Source organism: Blautia sp. MSJ-36 (genome assembly GCF_018917985.1).
Classification (GTDB): domain Bacteria; phylum Bacillota; class Clostridia; order Lachnospirales; family Lachnospiraceae; genus Blautia_A.
Window position 1 is genome coordinate 68,563 of sequence record NZ_JAHLPQ010000007.1, and the last position, 23,212, is coordinate 91,774.

Annotated in this window: 17 protein-coding genes; 14 read left to right on the forward strand and 3 right to left on the reverse strand. The window is 46.0% G+C overall.

Annotation, left to right across the window (positions count from 1 at the left end):
• Positions 1–52: 52 nt before the first annotated feature.
• From KQI39_RS07285 to KQI39_RS07320, 8 genes are all read left to right on the forward strand, one after another.
• Positions 53–226: a DUF4250 domain-containing protein gene (locus KQI39_RS07285; protein ID WP_148444842.1), complete on the forward strand. Its 174-nt coding sequence runs from the start codon at positions 53–55 to the stop codon at positions 224–226.
• A gap of 26 nt (positions 227–252) precedes the next feature.
• Positions 253–534: a nucleotidyltransferase family protein gene (locus tag KQI39_RS07290; protein ID WP_173762549.1), complete on the forward strand. Its 282-nt coding sequence runs from the start codon at positions 253–255 to the stop codon at positions 532–534.
• On the forward strand, positions 506–913 hold the full coding sequence (locus tag KQI39_RS07295; RefSeq protein WP_148444840.1) for an HI0074 family nucleotidyltransferase substrate-binding subunit: 408 nt from the start codon (positions 506–508) through the stop codon (positions 911–913). The genes KQI39_RS07290 and KQI39_RS07295 overlap by 29 nt, the downstream gene beginning before the upstream one ends.
• Before the next feature lie 271 nt (positions 914–1,184).
• On the forward strand, positions 1,185–1,724 hold the full coding sequence (locus KQI39_RS07300; protein ID WP_253293105.1) for a MarR family winged helix-turn-helix transcriptional regulator: 540 nt from the start codon (positions 1,185–1,187) through the stop codon (positions 1,722–1,724).
• Positions 1,717–3,879 carry an ABC transporter ATP-binding protein gene (locus KQI39_RS07305; RefSeq protein WP_216417526.1) on the forward strand — a complete coding sequence of 721 codons (2,163 nt, stop codon included), beginning with the start codon at positions 1,717–1,719 and terminating at the stop codon, positions 3,877–3,879. The genes KQI39_RS07300 and KQI39_RS07305 overlap by 8 nt, the downstream gene beginning before the upstream one ends.
• Positions 3,876–5,714 (forward strand): ABC transporter ATP-binding protein, encoded by a 1,839-nt coding sequence (locus tag KQI39_RS07310; RefSeq protein ID WP_216417528.1) that lies wholly within the window; start codon positions 3,876–3,878, stop codon positions 5,712–5,714. Before KQI39_RS07305 ends, KQI39_RS07310 begins: the two co-directional genes overlap by 4 nt.
• 189 nt (positions 5,715–5,903) lie before the next feature.
• Complete coding sequence (locus KQI39_RS07315; protein ID WP_216417530.1) at positions 5,904–6,224, forward strand: putative heavy metal-binding protein; 321 nt, start codon at positions 5,904–5,906, stop codon at positions 6,222–6,224.
• Positions 6,225–6,229: 5 nt separating this feature from the next.
• On the forward strand, positions 6,230–8,365 hold the full coding sequence (locus KQI39_RS07320; RefSeq protein ID WP_216417532.1) for a HelD family protein: 2,136 nt from the start codon (positions 6,230–6,232) through the stop codon (positions 8,363–8,365).
• Positions 8,366–8,472: 107 nt separating this feature from the next.
• Here KQI39_RS07320 and KQI39_RS07325 read toward each other — a convergent pair whose 3' ends face one another.
• Positions 8,473–9,603, reverse strand: coding sequence for a pyridoxal-phosphate-dependent aminotransferase family protein (locus KQI39_RS07325; RefSeq protein ID WP_216417533.1), 1,131 nt, complete (start codon positions 9,601–9,603; stop codon positions 8,473–8,475).
• A gap of 28 nt (positions 9,604–9,631) precedes the next feature.
• Positions 9,632–10,189, reverse strand: coding sequence for an ECF transporter S component (locus tag KQI39_RS07330; RefSeq protein WP_216417534.1), 558 nt, complete (start codon positions 10,187–10,189; stop codon positions 9,632–9,634).
• A 401-nt stretch (positions 10,190–10,590) separates the two neighbouring features.
• Here KQI39_RS07330 and KQI39_RS07335 point away from each other — a divergent pair, with 401 nt between their 5' ends.
• From KQI39_RS07335 to KQI39_RS07350, 4 genes are all read left to right on the forward strand, one after another.
• Positions 10,591–11,730 carry a hypothetical protein gene (locus KQI39_RS07335; RefSeq protein WP_216417536.1) on the forward strand — a complete coding sequence of 380 codons (1,140 nt, stop codon included), beginning with the start codon at positions 10,591–10,593 and terminating at the stop codon, positions 11,728–11,730.
• A gap of 180 nt (positions 11,731–11,910) precedes the next feature.
• Positions 11,911–12,684 (forward strand): class I SAM-dependent DNA methyltransferase, encoded by a 774-nt coding sequence (locus tag KQI39_RS07340; RefSeq protein ID WP_148444834.1) that lies wholly within the window; start codon positions 11,911–11,913, stop codon positions 12,682–12,684.
• 18 nt (positions 12,685–12,702) lie between these two features.
• The gene (hslO, locus tag KQI39_RS07345) at positions 12,703–13,584 is read left to right on the forward strand and encodes an Hsp33 family molecular chaperone HslO (protein WP_148444833.1); all 882 of its coding nucleotides are present in this window, start codon (positions 12,703–12,705) and stop codon (positions 13,582–13,584) included.
• Between the two features lie 19 nt (positions 13,585–13,603).
• Entirely contained in the window at positions 13,604–15,553 is a 1,950-nt protein-coding gene (locus KQI39_RS07350) for an NAD(+) synthase (protein WP_216417538.1), read from the forward strand.
• A gap of 23 nt (positions 15,554–15,576) precedes the next feature.
• On the opposite strand, the gene KQI39_RS07355 is transcribed toward KQI39_RS07350, so the two are convergent.
• Positions 15,577–16,014: an FMN-binding protein gene (locus KQI39_RS07355; RefSeq protein ID WP_216417540.1), complete on the reverse strand. Its 438-nt coding sequence runs from the start codon at positions 16,012–16,014 to the stop codon at positions 15,577–15,579.
• A 129-nt stretch (positions 16,015–16,143) separates the two neighbouring features.
• On the opposite strand from KQI39_RS07355, the gene KQI39_RS07360 reads away from it, so the two are divergent.
• Complete coding sequence (locus KQI39_RS07360; protein WP_216417542.1) at positions 16,144–19,473, forward strand: PD-(D/E)XK nuclease family protein; 3,330 nt, start codon at positions 16,144–16,146, stop codon at positions 19,471–19,473.
• Positions 19,474–23,196, forward strand: coding sequence for a helicase-exonuclease AddAB subunit AddA (gene addA / locus KQI39_RS07365; protein ID WP_216417544.1), 3,723 nt, complete (start codon positions 19,474–19,476; stop codon positions 23,194–23,196).
• The last annotated feature ends 16 nt before the right edge of the window (positions 23,197–23,212 follow it).

The window sequence follows — 23,212 nt, forward strand, 5'->3', positions numbered from 1 at the left end:
GAAAATAATAAAATGATTTATAAATATCAGATAAAAAGGATGGAAACAGATTATGATACCAAAGGACCCGGTAATGCTTTTAAGTTACGTAAATACACAGCTGAGGGATTTTTACAGATCCCTGGACGCTTTCTGCGAGGACAGAGGGCTTGACAGAAAAGAACTGGAAGATAAGCTCGATATGATCGATTATGCTTATGATCCGGCTGTGAATCAGTTTGTATAAAAAATCAGGAACAGGAAAAGGTGACGATGATATTAGAAGAAGTTTTTCAGAAGATAACAGAGATATGCAGGAGAAATGGAGCTTCAAGGGTAATTCTTTTCGGTTCCAGAGCTAAGGGGACTGCGAGGGATAGAAGTGATATAGATATTGCTGTATGCGGGGTTTCTGATATGGAAAAACTTCAGGAAGAGATCGAGGATATCCCGACTTTATATACGATAGATCTGGTAGATCTGGACACCTGTGAAAATCAGTTGCTGTTGGAGGATATAGAGCAGTATGGACGAAAAATTTACGAAGAGGTATGAATCTTTTAAAAATTCTCTTGCTTCATTAACTGAGGCGAGACAACGTGATATGGAAGATTCCTTTGTATTAAGTGGTACAAGTGCGAAATTCAGCATTACCTTTGATCTTGCCTGGAAAGTAATGAAAGATATTCTGGTTCAGTATTATGCGATCACCGGTTTTGTTGCAGGATCACCAAGAGAAGTTTTGAGAGAGTCGTTTAAGGCAGAGCTGATCCAGGGCGATGAATGGATGGATATGCTGAAAGTCCGTAATCAGCTGGCACATGATTATGACGGAGTTATTGTGAAAAAATACTGTCATATCATAGTTGACGAATACATTGGAAAATTTGAAGAATTTCAGAGAAAAGTGGATTCATTGTTTTACAATATATAGAGAACAGAAAGAAGCACCCGTTTCGGATAGTACAATTCCGAAGCGGGTATTTTTATGCGAAAAATAGGAAAAACAGAAGAAAATAAATTAGCTTGGCAAATCAATTGACAGATTTTAATTGGTGATAAAAGAAACTATAAATCTTAAAAAAGTGTAAAATTCACAAAAACCAGTTGCATTTTTTGTGCATATGTATATCATATATAGTTAGCCGACTAATCAAAAAAGATACTTCTGCCTGAAAGATAAGAAATAAAAAGCAGAAGTTCTGATGGAGGAAGGGAGTGACAGCGTGTTTTGTGAGGAGGACGATGAGAAAGAGAAGCAGAGCAGTTTTTTATCTCTGTTTATGAAGGTGGACCGTCACTTTATGACGAAATGTTTTGGACAGATGCAGGAACTTGGCATTTATCCGGGACAGATCCCGGTTCTGGGACTTGTTGCCAAGAAGGATGGCTTAAGTCAGAGGGAGCTGGCAAAGATCCTGCATATCAAGCCGCCTACGGTAAATGTATCGATACAGAGACTGGAGAAAGCAGGTTTTCTTTATAAGAAACCGGATGAAAAGGACCAGCGTGTGACCAGGATCTACATGACAGAAAAGGGAAAGGAAATCAAGGCAAAAGCACTGGAACGGATCCATAAAAATGAGGCTGTGATGATGGAAGGCTTCAGTGAGGCGGAACAGTGCCTGCTTCGGAGATTTCTGGAGCAGATCCTTGTAAATATCGAAAAGATCCAGCCGGAGGAAGCCATAGAAAAGCTTCAGCCGGAGGACATGACAGAAAGGAAGGAACAGAAACGTGATTAAACTGATGAAATATCTGAAACGATCTGCAGGTTATATCGTACTCATCATTGCGCTTCTTTTTCTTCAGGCATACTGTGATCTGTCTCTGCCGAATTACACATCAAATATCATTAATGTGGGAATTCAGCAGAATGGTATTGAAGACAGTGTTCCTGAGAAGATCAGAAAGACGTCCATGGACAGTCTGAAGCTGTTTATGGAAGAGGATGATGCGAAAACTGTGGATGGATTTTATGAGGAAGAGGGAGATGATCTGGTATTAAAGGATAAAATCTCCAAAGAAGACAGAGAAGAACTCAACGATATCTTCGGCAAACCGATGGTGATTGTTTCTACTCTGACGTCCGACAGTGAGGAATCAAAGGCAGCTCTTGCAAAAATGGGAATCCCGGAAGGGACTGATCCACTGGCGGCTCTTTCTCAGATGCCTGCAGAGGCTCTGGCTGCTGTGAAGGAGCAGGTCGGAGAAAAGATCGACAAGATGCAGGAATCCATCATCACACAGGCAGGTGTTTCCTATGTTCGTGCAGAATATGAAGCTATGGGTGAAGATGTGGATGCCATACAGATGGATTACATGAAAGCAACAGGTATCCGCATGGTGCTGATGGCACTGGTCACTATGATGGCTGCAGTATGTGTGGTATTTCTTTCGTCCAGAGTTGCTGCATCTATGGGACATGATCTCCGTGGACTGGTTTATAACAAAGTCATAGGTTTTTCCAGCAGAGAGTATCATAAGTTTTCAACAGCATCCCTGATCACACGATGCACGAACGATATCCAGCAGATCCAGCAGGTAATGGCTATGATGTTCCGTATCGTGCTTTACGCGCCGATCCTTGGAATCGGTGGTGTGATCCGCGTGCTTCAGAGAGATTCCTCCATGACATGGATCCTTGGGGTGGCCATTGTACTGATCATGGCATTTATGGCAATGCTGTTCAGGATCGCAATGCCAAAATTTACAGCCCTGCAGACCATGGTAGATAAGCTCAACCTGGTAACAAGAGAAATCCTTACCGGTATTCCGGTTATCCGTGCATTCAGCCGTGAAAAACATGAGGAGGAGCGTTTTGAGGATGCAAATATCACTCTGACGAAGACAAACCTCTTTGTAAACCGTTGTATGACATTTATGATGCCGGTGATGATGCTGATCATGAACGCAGTTTCCGTACTAACCATCTACAGCGGTTCTTATGCGGTAGACAGCGGAAGCATGCAGGTTGGTGATGTTATGGCATTTATCCAGTATGCAATGCAGATCATCATGTCATTTTTGATGATCACAGCAATGTCTATCATGCTGCCGAGAGCAAATGTATCTGCACGCCGTATCAACGAGGTACTTGAGACAGAAGTCAGTGTCCAGGATCCGGAGGATCCGGTACAGCCTTCCCAGGATGTGAAGGGGACTGTAGAATTTGATCATGTAAGCTTCGCATATCCGGAGGCAGGAGAGAATGTTATCACAGACATTTCCTTCAAGGCAGAAAAAGGTGAGACAGTAGCGATCATCGGAAGTACAGGAAGCGGTAAGAGTACACTGATCAATCTGATTCCACGTTTCTATGATGCAACAGAAGGATCTGTGAAAGTGGATGGTGTGGATGTCCGGGAAATGACACAGAAGGATGTCCGTGACAGGATCGGTTACGTTCCGCAGAAGGGTATACTTTTCTCAGGAACCATTGATTCCAATATCCGCTACGGTAAGACAGAAATCTCAGAAGACGCGGTGAAAAAAGCAGCAGAGGTTGCACAGGCTACGGAGTTTATCGACACAAAACCGGAGGGCTATGGATCTCCGATCGCACAGGGCGGAAGCAATGTTTCCGGTGGTCAGAAGCAGAGACTTTCCATTGCCAGAGCAATCGCAAAAGATCCGGAGATTTTTATCTTTGATGACAGTTTTTCCGCACTGGATTTCAAAACAGACAGTACACTTCGAAAAGCACTGAAAGAACATACAAAAGAAGCAACAACCATTATCGTGGCACAGCGTATCAGTACGATCCTTAATGCAGATAAGATCATTGTACTGGACGATGGACATATGGCAGGAATCGGAAGCCATAAGGAGCTGATGAAGTCCTGTGAGGTATATCGCCAGATTGCCATGAGTCAGTTATCAGAGGAGGAATTGGCATGAGTCAGCAGAGAAGAAGAGGCCCTATGGGCGGACGCGGAATGCAGCCAACAGAGAAGGCCAAGGACTTCAAAGGTTCCATGAAAAAGCTCTTTGGCTATATGGGCAGATATAAATTCCGTTTTATCCTGATGTTTATCTTTGCAGTGGCAGGTACAGCGTTTAATATTGCAGGCCCGAAGATACTTGGAAAAGCTACCACAGAGCTGTTCAATGGTCTGGTTGCCAAGGTAAACGGTACAGGCGGTATTGATTTCAGTAAGATCGGAATGATCCTTCTGTGGACTTTGGGACTGTATGTGGCAAGTGCATGCTTTTCCCTGATCCAGGGTTTTGTCATGACGGGGATTTCTAATGATGTCACTTATAATCTCCGAAAAGATATCTCAAAGAAGATCAACCGTCTGCCAATGAATTATTTCGAGAGCCGGACAAACGGTGAGATCCTTTCCAGGGTGACAAACGATGTGGATACCCTGCAGATGAGTATCAACCAGAGTATGACCCAGCTGATCACATCCGTAACCACATTGATCGGTGTATTTATCATGATGCTTTCCATCAATGTGTGGATGACTCTGGCAGCACTTCTGATCCTGCCGATTTCCATGTTTATCATCAACAAGGTGATGAAACATTCACAGAAATATTTCCAGGCACAGCAGGAGTATCTTGGAAAAGTAAACGGCCAGGTAGAGGAGAACTTCGGTGGTCATGATGTAGTAAGAGTGTTCAATAAAGAACAGGACGTGCTCAAAGAATTTGAGCGTGATAATCAGAAGCTTTATGAGTCTGCATGGAAATCCCAGTTCTTTTCCGGAATGATGATGCCGATCATGCAGTTTGTAGGAAACCTTGGCTATGTGATGGTGGCACTTCTTGGAGGCGTTTTTGCCATCAGGGGAACCATTGAGGTTGGAGATATTCAGTCCTTTTTCCAGTACATCCGTAACTTTACACAGCCGATCCAGCAGATCGCACAGGTTACAAACCTTCTGCAGTCTTCCGCGGCAGCTTCTGAGCGGGTATTTGAATTTCTTGAGGAGTCGGAGGAAGAACTTCAGCCGGAGAATCCGGATTCTATTGAGGGACTGGAAGGAAATGTACAGTTTGAGCATGTAAAATTCGGCTACAACCCGGATAAGATCATTGTAAATGATTTTTCCGCGGATGTGCATGACGGTCAGAAGATCGCTATCGTAGGACCGACCGGTGCCGGAAAGACAACCATGGTCAAACTTCTGATGCGTTTCTATGATGTAAACGGCGGAAGTATCAAGGTTGACGGTCATGATGTCCGTAATTTCAACCGCAGTAATCTCCGTGAGATGTTTGGAATGGTACTGCAGGATACCTGGCTGTTCTCCGGAACCATTATGGAAAATATCCGGTACGGAAGACTGGATGCAACCGATGAAGAGGTGATCGCAGCTGCAAAAGCGGCTCACATCCATAACTTTATCATGCAGCAGCCTGGCGGCTATCAGATGGTTCTGGATGAGGAAACCAGCAACGTTTCCCAGGGCCAGAAACAGCTGCTTACCATTGCAAGGGCAATCCTGGCGGACAATAAGATCCTGATCCTGGATGAGGCCACATCTTCCGTAGATACCAGAACCGAGATGCAGATCCAGAAGGCCATGGATAACCTGATGAAAGGCAGAACCAGTTTTGTCATTGCCCACAGGCTTTCCACCATTAAGGATGCTGATCTGATCCTGGTTATGAAAGACGGAGATATCATTGAGCAGGGCAATCATGAAGAACTGCTGGCACGAAAAGGATTCTATGCGGATCTTTATAACAGTCAGTTCGAGAAAAAAGAGGCACAGGCGTAAAGCCAACAGTAAGATAAATTGTTATTATAGAAAAAGAGCGAAGCGGATCTGGAATGTCCGCTTCGCTTTTTTACTCTATACATCCGTTCCGCTTTCAGGTATAATTCTGTAATAAGAACTCCGGAGCATGTTTTTCAAAAAGACTTCCGGAGTATCCATAAAAAATGAAAGAAACGGGAGGATTTTACCATGATTATAACAACAACACCATCGGTAGAGGGAAGAGCAATCCGTGAATATAAAGGAATCGCATTCGGAGAAGTGATCTCCGGAGTAAATTTTATTAAGGATCTTGGCGCAGGTCTTCGGAATTTTTTTGGCGGAAGAAGTGCCGGATATGAGGAAGAACTTCAGAAAGCCAGGGAAGAGGCGCTGAAAGAGCTGGAGCAGCGTGCAGCAGCAATGGGTGCCAATGCAGTGATTGGCGTAGATATTGATTATGAGGTGCTTGGCGCAGATAATGGCATGCTGATGGTTACAGCAAGCGGAACAGCGGTAGTGGTGGATTAAGGCGTATGGCAGCAGTAAAAAACGGACGGGAATATCTTACACATGTGACAGAAACTCTGCGTCACCGGATCACTCAGCTGGATGATTCCATAGAAGCAGGCCAGAAAGAAATCGAGGGAATGCACGAGTACTACTGGGAAAACTATACAGAGATGGACCAGTACGGATATGAAAACTTTGATAACCAGCAGGCGCTTCTCCATGAGATCAATGCAAGCAATGAGAAGATCGAGCTGCGCCGCAGATTCCGGAAAATGATGGATTCTCCATTCTTTGGAAGAGTAGATTTCTGTTATGAGGGCGACGATGAGCCGGAGATCTTTTATATCGGAATTGCAAACCTTGCGGAGGAAAACGGTGGTCTTCCGCTGATCTATGACTGGAGGGCACCGGTGTCCGGACTGTTCTATGATTTTGACAAAGGACCGGCGTCCTATCAGGCACCTCTTGGGGAAATCCATGGAGACATTGCAGCTAAGTGGCAGTACAAGATCCGTGGTGGAAAAATGATCTATGAGTTTGAAAGTGATGTGAAGATCGATGATGAGATCCTGAAGGCAGAGCTTGGAAGCAACGGAGATGTACAGCTGAAAAACATTATCCGCACCATTCAGAAAGAGCAGAATGCCATTATCCGAAACACTTCGGATCGGATCATGGTGATCCAGGGAGCAGCAGGAAGCGGCAAGACATCCATTGCCCTGCACAGGATCGCCTATCTTCTTTATCATGACCGGAAGAATCTGAAATCGTCTTCTGTGCTGGTACTTTCACCCAATGGAGTCTTCTCGGATTATATTTCTCATATTCTGCCGGAACTTGGGGAAGAGAATATCCGGGAGATGAGCTTTGATCTTTTTGCCTATAAGAGACTGAAAAATACAGTGTCAGACTGTGAAGACCGTTACGATCTGATCGAGCGTCAGATCGCAGGATTGTGCGATGAGAAACTTCTGAAAGAAAAACAGTCCCGGGATTTCCTGGACCGCATGGAAGGCTATCTGGTAGAACTGGAAGACAGCCTTATGAATTTCCGGGATGTGGAACATCGTGGTGTAGTCAAAAAAGAACAGGAGATCATCGAGCTTTTTTACTTTAAATTTATGGATATCCCGCTGCTTTCCAGAATGGATGCAGTGGCGGAGTATTTCATTGACGAGGTGGAAACGCTGAAGGGATTTGACCTTCCGGAGGAAGAACGGGATGCTGTGAAGAGCCGTTTTTACCGGATGTATGAGACGAGAGACCTTTATGTTCTGTACAATCGTTTTCTGAGACAGGAAGGATTTCCGGCGCTTCCTCAGGTACAGTACGAAAAAAGAAAGCTTCGCTATGAGGATGTGTATCCGGTCCTGTATCTGAAGTACCGGTTGGAAACACAACAGGAGGACAGCGGTGTCCGCCATCTGATCGTGGATGAGATGCAGGATTATTCCAGGATCCAGTATCTGATCATCCAGAAACTTTTCAAATGCAAGATGACGATTCTCGGAGACAGGGAACAGACCATGGACGGAGATCAGCAGGATGTACTCACATTTCTTCCGAAGATTTTTGGAAAAGATATCCGCAGGATTGTGATGAACAAGAGCTACCGAAATACCATTGAGATCGCTTCTTATGCAAATCAGCTTGCCGGGATCACGGAAGTGGAGCTTTTTGAGCGTCATGGAAAACCGGTGGAGGAAAAAGAATTTCCGGGACTTATCGAGGCATTGGAGTGCGTGGTGAAGGAACTGAAATTGGAGAAGCAGGCAGTGACGGAAGTGGATGCAGACAGAATGGACATGGTAGATGCGGAGACAGACGGAGAGGAAGGCCAGGAAGAACTTTATTATGAGACAGTAGCGGTGATAACAAGAACTGCAGATGAGGCAAGAGAGGCGTATTATATCCTTCAGAAAAAACTGGAAGCTGAAGGGTTTGATACAAAGGAGCGACTGTCGCTGCTTCACAGAGATAGTACAAACTTCAAAAAAGGCCTTACGGTTACCACGTTTTATATGGCAAAAGGACTGGAATTTGACCAGGTATTTTCGGTATTTCCGGGGGCAGACCGAAGTCCCATCGTGCAGAGAGCAAGGTATATTGCGGCAACCAGAGCGCTTCATGAATTGTATATGTATGAAATAACAGAATAGAAAGTAACAGAAAACGCTGTAAAGGGAAATCGTGGTGCAAGAGTCCTTTTACAGCGTTTTTTTGATGATTTTTTTGATAAAGAATCAAAAGATATAATAGAGCTGTTTTATTTCATGTTTTCACAGAAGATCTCTTCCATAGATCCGGTAAGTGCAACACCCAGTTTTCGTAAGGTTCCGTCCAGAGCATGGAAAACTTCACGTACATTGTAGAAAGTTGCATTGTTTCCCATGTGGCCGATGCGGATAACTTTGCCTGCGAGAACGTCGAAGGAACCTGCAAGCATGATGTTGTAGTCTTTTTTGACTCCGTCCAGGATCGCAGCGGCGGTGGTGCCTTCCGGAACTTCAAAAACAGTTACCGTGCTGGAATAGCCACTGTGGAGGTAAAGATTCAGGCCGGCTCCGGTAATCGCTTTTCGGGAAGCCTGGGCGATTTTTGCATGGCGCGTAAGGATTCCAGGGTCATCGGCAATGTTGTCAATGGCAGCGCGAAGTCCGTAGATGTCACTGATCGGCATGGTATATGGGAACCATTTTTCTTCATAATAATGTGCGAAGGTTGTGAGATTTGCGTAGAAAGAAGCGATCGGAGTTTTTCGTTGGCGCATTGCTTTCTTGGCATCATCGCTGACTACAACAAAAGTCAGTCCAGGAGGTGCGGATACCACTTTCTGTGATCCGCCGCACATGATATCAATCTGACATGCATCAATGTTCAGTGGTTCGCCGAAAGAAGCAGAGACAGAATCTACAACGGTAAGGATTCCATATTTTTTAAGAAGGGGACAGATGGCAGCGACATCGTTGAGCATACCACTTGGAGTATCGCCGTGGACTACGGTTGCATATTTGTAGTTATGGTTATCTGCAAGAAAATTTTCCAGTTCCTTCACATCGAGGGTATTCCGGTAATCTCGGGTATAAAGTTCCGGTTTGCCTCCATACATGGAAACAAAATCAGCAAAGCCTTTTCCATAGATACCATTGTCGAGAACGAGAACCTTATCTCCAGGCTCAGTCATGGAAGCGATGGCAGCCTCCAGACCAAGAATACCCTCACCACTTAAGATGAGGGTTTCATTGGAGGTGTGGAGAAGAGAACTGATCTTCTCGCAGGTTTCTTTATAAAATTCGACAAAATCTTCGTCCAGATCCGGGTTGGTGCATTCCAGGCTTCTTGCCAGACGGACGTTTTCTGCGACCTGTGTAGGTCCCGGTGTCATGATCTTATACATAAACTCACCTCTTGTTTTCTTTGGTTATTTATTTTTTTAATCCGGTTTTTTTTGCTGCAAGGTTTAATGGTGTGATCACTACGAGAACGATAACTGCTGCAACTCCGATCTGTACCAGGTTTCCAGGAATAGAAGATACCGGTGCCAGCGGGTTTCCATAGATGATAACTTCTGCGATGTAGTAGCCGACAACCTTGATCACGCAGGCTGCGGCGATGGCGATCACATACCATTTCATGTTCTGATGTTTGTGGTCTTCTGTGATCTTACCTACGGTGAATCCCATAATGCCTACAATGATAAGAGTAAATGGTGCCCAAAGTGTCCAACCGGAGAGAAGGTCGAACAAGCCCATTCCGATTCCGCCTGCGATGGCTCCGGTTTTCTTTCCAAATAAAATGGCACCGATGAAGAGCGGTACATTTCCAAGGTGAATCAGTCCGCCGTTGGCTGCAATTGGAAGCTTGACATTAATAAATGCTGTGAAGATATAAGTCAGTGCAACAAATACGGCTGTGATGGTGAGAAACTGAACAGATGAAAGCTCCTGATCAGTTCCCTGAGATGTCTGAACTGCTTTTTCCATAGTTATGAATCCTTTCCCGAAAACATCTTTATATAGATGTCCTCTTTTCATATGTTTTTGGTTGGATATACTTTACAACATGAGTGTATACGAATAAAGATACAATTATCGAAAAAAAAAGAGGGACAGATTAAAAGAAAACAGAAATTCCGTATCGGAGACGTAAAACCGGAAATACAGAATCTGATATGGAATGGAATAAGATAGGCACATCTGGGGAGATTATAATATAGGAAAAAGTCTGTACGGAGCAGGATATTTGTTTACAGGATATTCATAAAGTACAGGGAGAAATCAATTGACAAAGTTGTAATAAAATCGTAAAATGTAGCAAAGAGTGTGTTCAGGAGTGAATATTCCGGACACACTTTGTGACTGATGATGATTATGAGGAGGATACTATGAAGAATAAAAAATTTATCGCACTTTTAGCTATGACTGTTGCTCTCTCTGGTGTCATGACTGCATGTAGTTTCGGAGGTGGAAAAGAGGACAGCGTGGTTGTGGAGTCTACTCCTACTCCTACACCTGCGAAGAAAGCGACAGCTACACCAACTGTTGCGGCAGATGCACAGAACACAACCTACACATCCAAGGATAAATCCGTAGCGATTAAGCTTCCGGATGCAACCTGGGCTAATAAATCCGATGAGACAGATATGTTAAGCTTTGAGTCTCCGGATCAGGGTAAGATTCTGATCCTTCACGGTTCTGGTGCAGATCTGGAGTCTGCGGTAATCCCGAATTCACAGGATATGGCCGTTTCCATGACACAGGCAGAGAACATGGTCAATGGAACTGATTTTGAGATCCAGGATTATAAGTCAGACCAGAAAGATGGAATCAATATCTATTCCTACACCGTAAAATACAAAGATACAACCAAGAGTGATGGTTATGTATATGCCATCAATAAATATTTTGTAAATGACAGCGAGTACTACAGCATTGTGGCTTCTGTTAAAACAGAGGATGCTCTGAAGAAGGTACAGGAGTCTGTGGACAGCTTTGCAATCCTCGGAGATTCCACGCTGAAGAGTGCGGCAAGTGGTTCCGCAGCCAAGACTGCAGGTACAGGCGATGCAGCAGCTTCTTCTGACGGAAGTGCATCTTCTGATGGTACTGCAGCAGATGGAACTTCTTCTGACGGAACAGCAGCTTCCGATGCAAGCACCTCTTCTGATGGAAGTGCAGCAGCGGACGGATCATCCACAGATGGAAGCAGCACAGCAGATGGAATAACGTCTGACGGTTCTTCTGACGGAAGTACATCTTCCGATGGAAGTTCTTCAGGGGCTATCGTAAATGGTGGATTTACAGATGAGCAGCTTGGCAACACAGATGAGACAAGAACTATTTACAGAAACTCCGATGGTAAACCACGTGTTATCGTTCCGGACGGAAACGGTGCATGGATGGATAACGAAGGAAACCGTTTCACCTTCTCTTCTCAGTATGACTGTGATGTATATGAAGAGGATGGAACAAGTTTCTACTGGCATGGAGAGGCAGCAGATGTATACTATATGCCTGTACAGTAAAGCCTGAATCAGTCCCAATAGTATTCGGTTAAATAAGAGTTCCGGGATCACAGCTTATGTGGCTGCGGTCCCGGATTTTTTGTACCATATTATGTCAGAGGCGTATACTTATGCAGGAAGACATGATATAATGTGAACGCTGCGGGCGATGAAACGCCCGGAAAATATTTGGAGGTTTTTATGGAAGCATACAGCGATTTTGCCAGAGTTTATGATATCTTCATGGACAATGTGGAATATGAAAAATGGGCGGAATATCTGATCGGAAGTCTTAAGGAATACGGAATTGAAGAGGGGATCGTGCTGGAACTTGGCTGCGGGACCGGAGTGATGACGGAACTTCTGGCAGAGTCCGGTTATGATATGATCGGCGTGGATAATTCCGAGGAAATGCTGGGCGAGGCCATGGAAAAAAGGGCAGAGTCCGGCCATGAGATCCTTTACCTGGAGCAGGATATGCGGGAATTTGAACTTTATGGAACGGTACGTGCTATCGTTAGCGTCTGTGACTGTATGAATTATATTACAGAGGAAGAAGATCTGCTTACCGTATTTAAGCTGGTGAATAATTATCTTGATCCGGATGGAATTTTTATATTTGATATGAACACCCCGTATAAATACCGGGAAATGCTTGGAAATACTACCATTGCGGAGAACCGGGAAGAGGGAAGCTTTATCTGGGAAAATGAATTTGACGAGGAGACAGGGATCAACGTTTATGACCTGACTCTGTTTCTTCCAAGAGAAGACGGTCTTTATGAGAGAGACGAGGAAATCCATTACCAGAAGGCCTACGAGCCGGAAAAAATCCGGGAACTGCTTGAAAAGGCGGGATTGATTCCGCTGGCAGTTTATGATGCATATACCAAGGATGCACCGAAGCCAGACAGTGGAAGACTGACTTTTGTGGCAAGAGAACATGGCAAAGGAATTTCGGCAGAAGAGAAATAAAGGAGGAAATTTTTTTATATGAGTGATTATATTGTAAGAGCAACAGCGGCAAACAGCCAGATCCGTGCGTTTGCGGCTGTGACAACAGATATGGTGGAGACAGCGAGACAGAATCATAATACCAGCCCGGTGGCAACAGCGGCACTGGGACGTCTCCTTACCGGTGGTGCCATGATGGGAGCGATGATGAAAGGGGAAAAAGATCTTCTTACACTTCGTATCCACGCAGGCGGACCGCTGCAGGGGATTACGGTAACTGCGGATTCTCACGGAAATGTAAAAGGTTATGTAGGAAATCCGGATGTATGTATCCCGGCAAACAGCAAAGGCAAACTGGATGTTGCGGGAGCTGTCGGTGTAGGGTTTATGGATGTGATCAAGGATATGGGCTTGAAAGAGCCATATGTGGGTCAGGTTGCACTTCAGACCAGTGAGATTGCAGAAGACCTTACCTATTATTTTGCCACCAGTGAGCAGGTTCCGTCTGCAGTAGGACTGGGTGTGCTGATGAATAAGGATAATACGGTCCGTCAGGCCGGCGGCTTTATTGTGCAGCTGATGCCGTTTGCAGAGGAAGAAGTGATCGCAAAGCTTGAGGAAAACGTATCAAAGATCGATTCTGTTACCAGCCTTCTGGAGCAGGGCCATACACCGGAAAGTCTTCTTGAGAAAGTACTGGAAGGTTTTGACATCGAGATCAATGATACACTGCCCACACAGTTCCACTGCAACTGTTGCAGAGAACGTGTGGAAAAGGCGCTGATCAGCATTGGAAGAAAAGAGCTCAACGAGATGATCCAGGAAGGCAAGGACATTGAGATGAACTGTCATTTCTGCAATAAAAATTATAATTTTACAGTGGAAGATCTTAAGAGAATCATAAGAGAGTGCAAGCGATAAGCCGCAGGAGGAAGAAAAAATGAAGCATGGTTTTATCAAGGTGGCAGCAGCAACGCCGAGAGTTACCGTTGCAGACTGCAAGGCAAACGGGGAGGAGATCCTGAAAGCCATTCACGAAATGGAAAAAGAGCATGTCAAGCTGATGGTATTTCCGGAATTCTGTATCACAGGATATACCTGCCACGATCTTTTTCTCCAGAGATGTCTTCTGGACAGCGCGTGGGATGAACTTCTGCATATTGCAGACGAGACAAAAGAGACGGATGCCCTGATCTTTGTGGGACTTCCGCTGCGTCACAGAGGCAAGCTTTATAATGTGGCAGCTGCCCTGAATCATGGCCGTATCGTGGGCTTTGTGCCGAAGACCCATATTCCTAATTATAACGAGTTTTATGAGCAGAGACAGTTTGCCGGTGCAGAGGAAGAAGATGTGGAATTTGTGGACTTCCTGAAGGGCGTGAAAAATGAGGAAGATGAATTCTGGGATGAGATTCCTTTTGGAACAGACCTGATCTTTGAGTGTGAGAAATTTCCGGAATTCACTGTTGCGGCAGAGCTTTGTGAGGATCTCTGGGTTCCGGCACCGCCAAGTATCCGTCATGCCATCAACGGCGCCCATATTATCGTCAATCTTTCTGCCAGCGATGAGATGGTAGGGAAAGATTCTTACCGGAGAACTCTGGTAAGCGGGCAGTCTGCACGGCTGATCTGCGGATATATTTATGCAAGCGCAGGAGAGGGCGAGTCCACCCAGGATCTTGTGTTTGGCGGACAGAATATGATCGCGGAAAATGGCTCCATGCTTGCGGAAAGCAGACGTTTTGAAAATGGTATCATCTACAGTGAGATCGATGTACAGAGACTGGCCGATGAGAGAAGAAGAATGTCCACGTATCCGGCGGTTTTCACCTGCAGCCATACAAGAGTTGGTTTTTCCGTAGAAGAGGAAGAAACCGAACTTACCAGAACGTATCCCCAGTATCCATTCGTTCCGTCTGTGAAGGAAGAACGTGATGAGCGTTGCGAGGAAATCCTGAATATTCAGGCCATGGGACTTAAGAAACGTATGGAACATATCCACAGCAAGAGTGCGGTGGTAGGGCTTTCCGGCGGACTGGATTCTACCCTGGCGCTTCTTGTAATGGCCCGTGCTTTTGACCGGATGGGAATGCCGAGAGAGCAGATCCACTGTGTGACCATGCCATGCTTTGGAACAACAGACAGAACCTATCAGAATGCATGTAAGTTAAGTCGCTGCCTTGGCGCAAAACTTACTGAGGTGAATATCAAAGAGGCGGTAAATATCCACTTCAGGGATATCGGACATGATCCCCAGATCCACGATGTGACTTATGAGAACAGCCAGGCACGTGAGCGCACCCAGATCCTGATGGATACGGCAAACAAGGAAGGTGGCGTTCTTGTGGGAACGGGAGATCTTTCCGAGCTGGCTCTTGGGTGGGCAACCTACAATGGTGATCACATGTCCATGTATGGTGTGAATGCTTCTGTCCCGAAAACACTGGTACGTCATCTGGTACGTTATTATGCGGATACCTGCGGGGATGAGGAACTGAAAGAGGTTCTTCTGGATATCCTGGATACTCCGGTCAGCCCGGAGCTTCTGCCACCAAAAGATGGTAAAATCGCTCAGAAGACCGAGGATCTGGTAGGACCTTATGAGCTTCATGATTTTTATCTGTATTATATGCTGCGTGCAGGATTTACACCGGATAAAATTTATCGGCTTGCCTGCCTGACTTTTGAGGGAATTTATGATAAAGAGACGATACTGAAATGGCTGAAAACCTTCTACCGGAGATTTTTTGCCCAGCAGTTTAAGCGTTCCTGCCTGCCGGATGGTCCGAAGGTAGGTAGTGTGGCGCTTTCTCCAAGAGGAGACTTAAGAATGCCAAGTGATGCTAGTGCAAGAATCTGGCAGGATGTGTTGGAGAAGATTGAAATCTGAAAGTAAAAAGAAAAGCGGAGAGCTTAGGTGTTCTCCGCTTTTTTTACTGCGTCTGTGATGGCTGAAAGGAGTACCTGGGAGGTGTATTTCCGGTCTCCTGCATACTGAATGTCCTCCAGGGACTGGCTGGAATAGATCTGGCTTGCCAGAGAATCCAGAACCGGCTCCATGAGAGGGTAAGAAGCTTTTGTGGTTTCGCTTAAGTTTACCAGACGGATGGATTTGATCTTGTCGGCGTTTACGGTGACTTCCACATCGAAGGTATTGTCATTAAGGGTGATGGAAGAGGTATATACGCCCGGTTTGTAGCGGGATTTTTCGCTGGCTGTATCACTGGCAGTTTTTCCGGGACCGAACATGAAGAAAAGGATAACAGCCAGAACAACAGCCAGAGCCAGAAAGACGGCTGTGTAGATGATCTCTTTCATATGTAGGACGATGATCCTGGTTTTGGAACTCATGGCGCACGCCTCCCGAAGCTTTTTATATAGTTTATTAAAGAGATGGAGAAATTATGCCAGAGCTCCCGTTCTATAGGAACAGGATTTGTGGTATGATAGGGGTACTTTAGACGGAGCAGGAGGAAACAGATGTCTTTACAGTTTATTATAGGAAGTTCCGGAAGCGGAAAATCCTGTTATGCATATCAGAATATCATAGAACAGGCCGGACTGCATCCGGAGAAGCTTTTCTTTGTGATCGTGCCGGAGCAGTTTACCATGCAGACCCAGAAGACGCTGGTGGAGATGAGCCCGGGAAAGGGAATCCTGAATATTGATATCTTAAGCTTTGAACGTCTGGCATACCGTATGCTGGAGGAAGTTGGCGGAGACAGCCGTACACTTCTGGAAGAAACAGGTAAGAGTATGGTGCTCCAGAAGATGGTCCAGCAGCATGGAAAGGAGCTTTCCTATCTGGGAGGACAGATGCGTAAGGCGGGATATCTGGATGAGGTGAAGTCCATTTTGTCGGAGTTTATGCAGTACGATATCCGGGACAGTGAGATCCAGGAGATGATCGAGGATTCCAGTGACAGAGCATTGCTTCAGATGAAACTGAAAGATGTATCTGTTCTTTATCAGGCTTTTATCGGGTATCTGAAAGATCATTATATGACAGGTGAAGAAGTGATGGACGCTCTGGAAAAAGCCCTTCCTTTTTCAAAAAAGATGAAAAACAGTGTTCTTCTTTTGGATGGATACACCGGTTTTACGCCCATTCAGATGCGGGTGGTGGGAGAGCTGCTTGCTGTCTGTGAAAAAGTGATGGTGACGGTGACTATGGATGCAAACGAGAATTTAAGCACCAGAGGGAAGCCCTATCAGCTTTTTTATATGAGCCGTCAGATGATCCACGGACTTTCGGAACTGACCAGAGATATTGAGGAGCCGGTTCTTTTGAAAGATGTGAGAAAATCCAGGTTTTCCCAGGCCCCGGCTCTTCATTTCCTGGAAAAAAATATCTTCCGTTACCGGAAAAACGTATATAAAAAGAAGCAGGATGAGATCTGTATGTTTTCCGCAACGAGTCCTCTGAAAGAGATGGAAGAAACTGCCCGGCGGATTGCCAGACTTGTCCGTGAAAAAGACTGCCGTTACGGTGAGATCGCGGTGATCACCGGTAACCTGGAGGAGTACGGAAATCTTGCGAAGCAGGTGTTTACAGCAGCCGGTATCCCGTATTTCATTGATGAGAAACATACGGTTCTGATGAATCCTTTTGTGGAATATTTCCGTGCGGCACTTGAGATGGCAGTGCAGGATTTTTCCTATGAGAGTGTATTCCGTTATCTCCGGTGCGGGATGTCCTGCGTGACCAGGGAGGAAGCAGATCTTCTGGAGAATTATGTGCTGGCTCTTGGCATCCGTGGATTTAAGAAATGGGATGAAGTATGGGTGCGTATTTACCGGGGGATGCCGCCGGAGAGCATTCAGAGGCTTAATGAGATCCGGGAGCGGTTTGCGGATGAGACCAGGGAGCTGGCGTTAAGTTTTAAAGGCGGGAAGAAGACGGTACGGGAATACTGTACCATTCTCTATGAGTTTGCCCTGAAGAGCCAGGTGCAGCAGAAACTGAAACATCAGGAACTGAAATTTAAGGAACAGGGCGACAAGGCCATGGAGAAGGAGTATGCTCAGATATACGGGATCGTTATGGAACTTCTGGACAACATGGTGGAGATCCTGGGTGAGGAGACAGTGAGCCGCCAGGATTTCCGGCAGCTTCTGGAGACCGGTCTTAATCAGGCCAAAGTAGCATTGATTCCTCCAAGTATGGATCAGGTACTTGTGGGAGATATGGAGAGAACCAGGCTGAAAGATATCCGTGCACTGTTTTTTGTTGGAGTCAATGAGGGGAATATCCCCAAGAATACTTCCGGTGGGGGAATTTTGACTGAGCTTGACCGGGAATTTTTTCAGGATCAGGGGATACAGCTGGCACCTGGTCCGAAAGAGCTGATGAATACGCAGAGATTTTATCTCTATCTGAATATGACCAAGCCGAGAGAACTTCTCTGCCTTTCTTTCTGTCAGTCGGACAGTCAGGGAAAGGCTTTAAGCCCGGCATTTCTGATTAATAATATCCGGGAAATGTTTCCGGAAATGGAGATCCGGCAGTGTGAGGAAGCGCAGGACTCCATGGAGCTTCTGGAACTTCCGGGAATCAGTCTGGATTATCTGCTGAAAGGTCTTGCGGGAGAATCGTATCGGGATGATGCAGTGTTCCAGGAACTGTACAGCTGGTACCTTCAGAGTCCGGAATATAGGACACTTGTGAAACGGCTGACAGAAGTATCTTTTTCGGAACGTCCGTCGGATATGATCGGAAAAACGGTGGCAGGAATTCTTTACGGGGAAGTTTCTCCGTACAGTGCTACCAGGCTGGAGCGGTTTGCGGCCTGTGCCTTTGCACATTTCCTGCAGTATGGCTTGAAAGTGACAGAACGGGCGGAATATGAATTCCGTGCTATGGATATGGGAAATGTGATGCACATGGCACTGGAAAAATTTGCGGCGGAAGTCCGAAAAGAGGGACTGGACTGGGCGGATCTTACAGAGGAAGAGAGAAACCGTATCATAGATGACTGTCTGGATCAGGTTTCCGCAGATTACGGAAATACAGTTCTCAAAAGCAGTGCAAGGAATGAATATATGATCGAGCGGACCAGACGGATCTTAAGGCGTACGGTGTGGGCACTGCAGGAACAGCTGAAACATGGAGAATTCCGGCCGGAAGGTTTTGAGGTGAAATTTGAAGGTGGCCGGATCGATCGTGTGGATATTATGGAAGAACCGGAGAACAACCGGGTCTATGTAAAAGTTATTGATTACAAGACCGGAAATACTTCCTTTGATATGCTGGCGCTGTATCATGGCTTGCAGCTGCAGCTGATGATCTATCTGGATGGTGCACTGAAGGTGGAACAGAGAAAGTATCCGGACCGGGAAATTGTTCCTGCGGGAATTTTTTATTATAATGTGAAGGATCCCATGATCCAGGAGAAGATCCATGCGGACGTAGAGAGGGTCCAGGATCAGATGCTGAAAAAACTGAAAATGAACGGTCTGGTCCAGGCGGATGATGATGTAAGCATAAAGATTGATGAAACTCTCGCATCCATACCGGTGTCCAGAAATAAGGACGGAAGTTTCAGCAGGCGGTCTTCGGTGGCATCCAGGCAGCAGTTTGATGCGCTGGGAGAATATGTGCGCCGTAAGATCTGCGATATCCGGGAATCGATCCTGGACGGAAATGCGGCAGTGGCACCTTATGAGCTTGGAAAAAAGAATGCCTGCACTTACTGTCCGTACAGTACGGTCTGCGGATTTGACAGAAAGATACCGGGATATGAGTTTCACAGATTGCCGTCGTTCACAGAAAGTGACCTGTGGAAAAAAATCATGAAGGAGGACGAATAAATGGCTGTGAAATGGACGGAAGAACAGGAAAAAGTCATTACGCTCCGGGACAGGAATATTCTGGTCAGTGCGGCGGCCGGTTCCGGTAAAACCGCAGTGCTGGTACAGAGGATCTTAAGTAAGATCATGGATCCTGTGAAACCGGTGGATATTGACCGCCTTCTGATCATGACTTTTACAAGAGCGGCAGCAGGAGAGATGAGAGAACGTATTGAACGTGCCCTGGATCAGGCACTGGCCGAAGATCCGGATAATGAGCATCTACAGAGACAGATGACACTGATCCATACTGCACAGATCACGACCATTGACGGATTCTGCTCCTATGTGATCCGGAATTATTTTCATCTGATCGGACTGGACCCGGGTTACAGGACAGCAGATGAAGGAGAACTGAAGCTTTTGCAGGAAGACGTGCTCAAGGAGCTTTTTGAAGATTATTATGCAGAGGGCGATGAGGATTTTACCACTTTTGTGGAATGCTATGCGGCAGGGAAATCCGATGAAAGCCTGAAAGAGCATGTTCTGGATCTGTATGATGCGTCCATGAGTAATCCCTGGCCCGAAGAGTGGCTGGATGGCTGTGTGGAGAATTACTGCCTGGATCCGGAAAAAGGAATTGCAGAAACAAAGTGGTATCAATCTCTGTGGGAAATTGTGGACAGTGCGCTGAAGGAAGCAGAAGAACTGAACCGGAGTGCCATGGAGATCTGTGGAGAAAGTGAGGGACCGGAACTGTATCTGGATGCCCTGCAGAAAGATCTTGTGCTGATCCGGCAGTTGCAGGAACTGTCCGATAAACAGGACTATGATCAGATGGTACAGACTCTGCAGAATCTTTCATTTGCAAGGCTTTCCACAAAAAAGATGGAAGGGGTATCCGGCCAGCTGAAAAGTCTGGTAAAAGATATCCGGGAAGATGCAAAGGATATCCTGAAAGATCTGGGAAGCCGGTATTTTCAGTGCAGTCTTGAGGAACTGACGGAGCTGACGCTGGCATCTGCAGGACCATTAAAGATGCTGGTAAAACTCACCAAAGATTTTGCACAGCGTTTCAGTGACAAGAAGAGGGAAAAAAATGTCCTGGATTTCTCAGACATGGAACATTTTGCCCTGGAGATCCTTCTGAAAAAAGAAGAAGATATCTGTACGCCAAGCCAGGCAGCAAGGGAACTTTCCGAGAAATACGATGAGGTTCTTCTGGATGAATATCAGGACAGCAACCTGGTTCAGGAAATCCTGATGCAGAATGTTTCCGGCTGGGTGAATGACCGTAAAAATATCTTTATGGTAGGAGATGTGAAGCAAAGTATTTACCGGTTCCGACTGGCTCGTCCGGAGCTGTTTATGGAGAAGTACAAAAGCTATTCTCTGACAGACAGCCTGGAGCAGAGGATCGATCTTCACAAAAATTTCCGAAGCAGACAGGAAGTTCTGGAAAGTGTCAACTTTATTTTCCGACAGATCATGGGAGCGGATCTGGGTGGAATTGATTATGATGAGGCGGCTGCTCTGTATCCGGGAGCCTCTTTTCCGGAGGGACAGGATAGCGAATTCGTAAAGACTGAGGTTCTTCTTGTGGAAAAAGACGGGGAGATCCTGGAGGATTCCGATGTGGACGCACCGGAAAATGAACGGGAGCTGGAGGCTCTGGCCATTGCAGGAAAAATCCGTTCCATGGTGGGACATGACCTTGTGCTTGACAAGGAAACCGGGGAGTACCGTCCTGTACGGTATGGAGATATTGTGATCCTGCTCCGCTCTGCCACCGGATGGGCAGAGACTTTTGGGGAAGTGCTGGCTGCAAGAGGGATTCCGTCCTATACGGCGTCCCGAACCGGATATTTTTCCACAACAGAGGTTGTTACACTTCTGAATTATCTCCGGGTGCTGGATAATCCTCTTCAGGATATTCCTCTGACCGGTGTGCTTCGTTCTCCCATTGTGGGATGCACCACAGAGGAGCTGGCAGAGCTTCGGATCGCATATCCGGAGGGAATGATCTGTGAATGTGTGCGGGCATTTGTGGAGGATTATCGGGAACACCGGATTTTTGAGGAGAAGAAAAAAACTCTGGGAGAGAAACTGTCCCGTTTTTGGGACACAATGAACGGACTCCGGGATATGGCTGCATATACGCCGGTCCACCAGCTGATCCTGGAAGTGTTGGAACGTACCGGATATGGAAACCATGCAAAGGCTATGCCAGATGGCGCACAGAGAAGTGCAAACCTGAACATGCTGGTGGAAAAAGCCATGGAATACGAGAAGACAAGCTACCGTGGACTGTTTAATTTTGTACGGTATATCCAGAAACTGCAGCAGTATCAGGTGGATTACGGAGAGGTGAATCTTTCCGGGGCAGGAGAAAGTGCTGTACAGATCATGACCATTCATAAGAGCAAGGGTCTGGAGTTTCCTGTTGTGTTTGCGGCAGGAATGGGGAAAAGGTTTAATTTCCGGGATATGAATGCAAGTATTCTGATCCATCCGGATCTTGGCATCGGTGCGGACGCCATACTGCCGGAAAAGAGGATCATCGCATCATCCCTGTGCAAACAGATCATCCGCCGGGAACTTCTTAAAGAAAGTCTGGGGGAGGAACTCCGTGTGCTGTATGTAGCACTTACCAGAGCAAAAGAAAAACTGATTCTCTGTGGAACAGTGGGAGATCTGGAACAAAAATTGACGTCACTGTCCGTATTAAGGGACAGTAAAGAAGAGCTGCTTTCTCTGGGACTGCGTATGCGTGGAAAAACTTACTGGGATTGTGTACTTCCATCTCTTGCAAGGCACAGGTGTATGTCGTCACTTTTCCATGAATATGGAATATTTATGAACCGGATGAATCCACTGTATGGGGATCCTTCGGAATTTGTGGTGACGAAGATCACAGCACAGGATCTTACAGAAAATGAGATTGTGGAACAGGCAGAGCGGGAAATGAAGAAAGAAACTCTGGAAAACTGGAATCCGGGCAGAGTTTTTGACAGTGAGATCCGGGAAGAGATCGAGAGACGGTTTTCTTTCATATATCCATATCAATATCTGGAAGATCTTCCTGTGAAAGTCAGTGTATCAGAACTGAAAAAGAGAAGTTACCACAGTGAACAGGATCTTGAAGAGACGGTGGATTATGAGACGGAAGAAGAAATTCAGCCGATAGTTCCTCGGTTTATCGAGGAGAAAAAAGAGGAAGGTTATACAGGAGCACTTCGCGGAACGGCTTATCATCGGGTGATGGAGTGCCTGGATTACGGACATGCCGGAAGCCAGGAGGAAATCCGCAGTCAGCTGAGAGAATGGGTTGATAATAAGAAGATGGAAAGAAAAGAGGCTGAGTCTGTCCGGGTAAGAGACATCTGGAACTTTGTGGAATCATCTCTCGGCCAGAGGATGAAAGCGGCTTCAGAGAAGAAGCTGCTGTTTAGGGAGCAGCCCTTTGTGATCGCAAGAAAAGCTTCGGAGCTGGAACCGCAGTGGCAGTGTGAGGAAGATGTTCTGGTGCAGGGAATCATTGACGGATATTTTATTGAGGACGAAGAGATCGTTCTGGTGGACTATAAAACGGACTTTGTGAGACGTGGAGAAGAACAGAAACTGATCGACCGTTATCGTGTTCAGCTGGAAGATTATGCCCAGGCGCTGGAGCGGATGACAGGCCGGAAAGTGAAGGAACGGTATATTTATTCGTTTACGCTGGGAAAAGAAATTCTGTTGTGAGAAATATTGTTGTGAA

What these genes read in the sequence shown, in the direction of transcription:
- KQI39_RS07325 (WP_216417533.1), bottom strand. Translation starts at nt 9,603, where the DNA reads ATGTATAAGATCATGACACCGGGACCTACACAGGTCGCAGAAAACGTC.
- KQI39_RS07360 (WP_216417542.1), top strand. Translation starts at nt 16,144, where the DNA reads ATGTCTTTACAGTTTATTATAGGAAGTTCCGGAAGCGGAAAATCCTGT.
- KQI39_RS07290 (WP_173762549.1), top strand. Translation starts at nt 253, where the DNA reads ATGATATTAGAAGAAGTTTTTCAGAAGATAACAGAGATATGCAGGAGA.
- KQI39_RS07300 (WP_253293105.1), top strand. Translation starts at nt 1,185, where the DNA reads ATGGAGGAAGGGAGTGACAGCGTGTTTTGTGAGGAGGACGATGAGAAA.
- KQI39_RS07320 (WP_216417532.1), top strand. Translation starts at nt 6,230, where the DNA reads ATGGCAGCAGTAAAAAACGGACGGGAATATCTTACACATGTGACAGAA.
- KQI39_RS07335 (WP_216417536.1), top strand. Translation starts at nt 10,591, where the DNA reads ATGAAGAATAAAAAATTTATCGCACTTTTAGCTATGACTGTTGCTCTC.
- KQI39_RS07310 (WP_216417528.1), top strand. Translation starts at nt 3,876, where the DNA reads ATGAGTCAGCAGAGAAGAAGAGGCCCTATGGGCGGACGCGGAATGCAG.
- hslO (WP_148444833.1), top strand. Translation starts at nt 12,703, where the DNA reads ATGAGTGATTATATTGTAAGAGCAACAGCGGCAAACAGCCAGATCCGT.
- KQI39_RS07285 (WP_148444842.1), top strand. Translation starts at nt 53, where the DNA reads ATGATACCAAAGGACCCGGTAATGCTTTTAAGTTACGTAAATACACAG.
- KQI39_RS07340 (WP_148444834.1), top strand. Translation starts at nt 11,911, where the DNA reads ATGGAAGCATACAGCGATTTTGCCAGAGTTTATGATATCTTCATGGAC.
- KQI39_RS07330 (WP_216417534.1), bottom strand. Translation starts at nt 10,189, where the DNA reads ATGGAAAAAGCAGTTCAGACATCTCAGGGAACTGATCAGGAGCTTTCA.
- KQI39_RS07350 (WP_216417538.1), top strand. Translation starts at nt 13,604, where the DNA reads ATGAAGCATGGTTTTATCAAGGTGGCAGCAGCAACGCCGAGAGTTACC.
- KQI39_RS07295 (WP_148444840.1), top strand. Translation starts at nt 506, where the DNA reads ATGGACGAAAAATTTACGAAGAGGTATGAATCTTTTAAAAATTCTCTT.
- KQI39_RS07355 (WP_216417540.1), bottom strand. Translation starts at nt 16,014, where the DNA reads ATGAGTTCCAAAACCAGGATCATCGTCCTACATATGAAAGAGATCATC.
- KQI39_RS07315 (WP_216417530.1), top strand. Translation starts at nt 5,904, where the DNA reads ATGATTATAACAACAACACCATCGGTAGAGGGAAGAGCAATCCGTGAA.
- addA (WP_216417544.1), top strand. Translation starts at nt 19,474, where the DNA reads ATGGCTGTGAAATGGACGGAAGAACAGGAAAAAGTCATTACGCTCCGG.